The organism is Oenococcus oeni DSM 20252 = AWRIB129 (assembly GCF_000372485.1).
GTDB lineage: Bacteria > Bacillota > Bacilli > Lactobacillales > Lactobacillaceae > Oenococcus > Oenococcus oeni.
In genome coordinates, this window is the sequence record NZ_AQVA01000023.1 from 1 (window position 1) to 3,413 (window position 3,413).

Annotated in this window: 2 protein-coding genes; both read left to right on the forward strand. The window is 36.1% G+C overall.

From position 1 onward, the window contains the following. The first annotated feature begins 287 nt into the window (after positions 1-287). Entirely contained in the window at positions 288-1,310 is a 1,023-nt protein-coding gene (locus tag A3G9_RS0109195; protein WP_002821447.1) for a Gfo/Idh/MocA family oxidoreductase, read from the forward strand. 91 nt (positions 1,311-1,401) lie between these two features. Then, positions 1,402-2,511: a DmpA family aminopeptidase gene (locus A3G9_RS0109200; RefSeq protein WP_002821448.1), complete on the forward strand. Its 1,110-nt coding sequence runs from the start codon at positions 1,402-1,404 to the stop codon at positions 2,509-2,511. Positions 2,512-3,413 lie beyond the last annotated feature (902 nt).

Consider the following 3,413-nt stretch of genomic DNA (forward strand, 5'->3'; position numbering starts at 1 on the left):
TGGCCAAATTGTCCAGAATACCGACAATAATGTATTCGCTGCAGCCAAGAACAAAAGCAATGGCAATTAAAACCATACTTTGCAATTTAAAAAGTTTCATCCCACTCTCCCAAAATTCTGAAATGTTTTCTACTCATAAGTGATTTTACTTTTCTTATTTGTATTAGCGTTTATCAGTCTTCAGTGGTTTAATTAATTCTTATCAAATTTTATTTAACGAGGACCTTACAATTAATAGGGAAATAATTTTATTTTAAATTACTAAATTATTTCGGGAGGTTTTCTAAATGCTCACTATTGCTTATATTGGGAACGGCAAAAGTACCAATCGCTATCATCTGCCCTTTTCCCTGAAGTTAAAAGACAAAATTAAAGTCAAGACAATTTTTTCCAGGCGGCCGGACAGCAGTTGGAGCAAAATTGAGGGAATTCACTATACCAACGATATTAACGATATTTATAGCGATCCCGAGATTCAGCTCGTCGTTGTTTCCACGCCGGGCAACACCCATTACAAACTAGCGAAAGACACTTTGCTCCATAATAAAAATGTTTTGGTCGAAAAGCCTTTTACGGAAACATCAGCTGAAGCAAAAGAACTTTTCAGCCTTGCTAAAGAGAAAAGTTTGTTTGTCCAATGCTATCAAAACCGGCGTTATGATTCAGATTTTCTGACAACGCAAAAAGTTATTAATAGTGGTGTTTTGGGTGATTTATTAGAGGTCGAGATGCATTTTGACTATTACCGTCCTCAAATTCCGGAAAGCAGCAGGGAATTTTCGGTCGGCAGCAGTTATCTTTATGGCCATGCCTGTCACACATTGGATCAAGTCATTTCCTTTTTTGGCAAACCTGAAAATACCCATTATGAAGTCCGGCAATTACTTGGTAAGGGCCATATGAATGATTATTTTGATCTTGATCTTTTTTATGATGGACCGCTAAAAGTATCGATAAAATCAAGCTACTTTAGATTGAAAGCTCGTCCGAGCTTTGTTGTTTATGGCAAAAAAGGTGTTTTTATAAAACAGGAAAAGGATCGCCAGGAAACAGACCTTAAACATTTTTACATGCCTGATCATGCTGATTTCGGCCTTGACAGACCTGAGGATTATGGAACTTTAACTTATCTGGATGATAAGGGACAATACCACGAAGAAAAAGTTGTTTCGGAGATTGGTGATTATAGCCGTATGTATGCCGGCATTTATGATGCGATCGTCAATCATAAAGAAAAGCCCGTTAAAGATGAGGAAACGATTTTACAACTGGAAATGTTAGAAACGGCTATTAAACAAATCAAGGAATAGTTTTGATCAAAAAATAATTTTTGATTTTAAGAAAACAACTAAGATAGAGCTTGTTATTACTCCAGTTGTTGATTTTTCGAGGTGAATTAATATGGGCTTATCGGTCGATTTAATCGATGATATTTCGGAAGGTATAAAAGGACCAAAAAACTTAATAACAGACGTTGATGGTGTTGAAGTTGGCCAGATAACAATTGATCAAGACGACTTTCATAGCGGGGTTACAGCAATTCTTCCTCATCCGGGAAACGTTTTTAAAAGAAAAGTCCCGGCAGCTTCCTATGTGATTAATGGATTTGGTAAAAGCGTTGGACTGATTCAGATTGATGAGCTCGGGACAATTGAAACTCCAATCGTCTTAACGAATACTTTTGGCGTTGGAACGGCTATCAATGCACTCACAAAATATATGCTGAAGCAGAACCCTGAGATTGGTGACACGACCAGTACGGTAAATCCGATTGTCGCCGAATGTAATGATGGCAATATTTCAAATATTCGCGCAATGAAAATTACTGAGTCTGATGTTTCCTCTGCATTAAATGCTGCTAAGGATACCCTTGAAGAAGGAGCGGTTGGCGGCGGCCGTGGCATGGTCTGTTATGGTTTGAAAGGTGGAATTGGTTCATCATCCCGAATTGTAAAAGTCGATGATGATCATACTTACACGCTCGGCGCCTTGGTAATGACTAATTACGGTTTTCTTGACAACTTTATTGTTAACGGAATCCCCATTGGCAAATCGTTAGCAGAAATGCTTGTTAGCGACAAACAAAAAGAAGAAAAAGGATCGATTATTACTGTTTTGGCAACGGACGCTCCTTTAAATTCCCGACAACTCAAACGTTTGGCAAAGCGGGCTACTGTTGGTATTAACCGGACTGGTGGATACATTGGCAACGGCAGCGGAGAAATTGTCTTTGCTTTTTCAACAAGTAACTTGGTTAGCCATTTTACAGAGCAGAATTTTGACACGGTATCTCGATTCAACGACAACCATATCGATTTATTTTTTCGAGCCGTTGCCGCTAGTATTGACGAGGCTATTTTAAGTTCTATGGTTCATGCAAAAACAGTTATTGATCGAAAAGGGCAACTACGTTATGGACTGGTCGATGCGGCCAAGCAATTAGTTCAACAGCAACCCCGATATACCGCTATGATTGCTCAACTTTTCCAACAACTTGGAGTTAAACTATAATTGATCTTCCATCAAAACCCCGGCTTAAATAATAAGCAGAGGTTTTTTGTTTTCGTTATTTACTGACCTGTCACAATTAATAAAAATAAATAATCAGCTTTTGAAAACCGTTTATCATTTAATAACAACCAATTGTTTTAAATAAATGATTTGAAAGGTATAGCTCACGTATTATGTAAATTGAAAAGAAGGAGGACTATAGAGACAATAAAAGAAGTACGCAAAAGCACTTCATCCAATACAAGATTATGTCGTCTGTTAGTTCATCTATTCCAGTTAAATCTATACCTGCATTCTTTTGTACTTTTAATTCCAACGCTTGAAATAAAACATTCAAATTAATGGCATTAAAAGGATAAAAAAGGTTCTAACATTTTCCAACCAGCATTTTATTTATATATAAATTATTATATAAATGTGCCCCAAAGAAATCGTGACATATTCTTTGGGGCACATGAACAAGCGTAGGGTTTTGATTGAACATCTTTCTGTAGTTTATCTCCGATATAAATACAAAAAAGCACAAAATCGTACAAGAACCCCAGGGTTTAGCATTTCTATTTTATCTCCCGATATAAATACAAAAAAACAAGTGTTACAAGACCGCCAAGGTTTACAGCATCCTTGGCGATTTTTGACGAAAAGCATGTTTTTTAAAAGAAAGCGACTTTTTTTCTTTGAAAAGACTGTTTATTTAGTTTTTTAGTGATTTATACATTTCAAACGAAATATCAAAAGGAGACAATGTAATAATACTAAAAAAACAAAAGTTTAGTTAGAAAATTAACAAAATTATTGAAATTTAACAAATACAGGGATGGCTAATTTTATGGACAAAGCGGAATATGAAAAAGAGCTCTGTGCAGAATTTGAAGATCTAGTTCAACGAATTAAACATAGAA

Bases quoted from the DNA above. Each gene is read 5' to 3' on its own strand.
- A3G9_RS0109200 (WP_002821448.1), top strand. From the start codon at position 1,402: ATGGGCTTATCGGTCGATTTAATCGATGATATTTCGGAAGGTATAAAA.
- A3G9_RS0109195 (WP_002821447.1), top strand. From the start codon at position 288: ATGCTCACTATTGCTTATATTGGGAACGGCAAAAGTACCAATCGCTAT.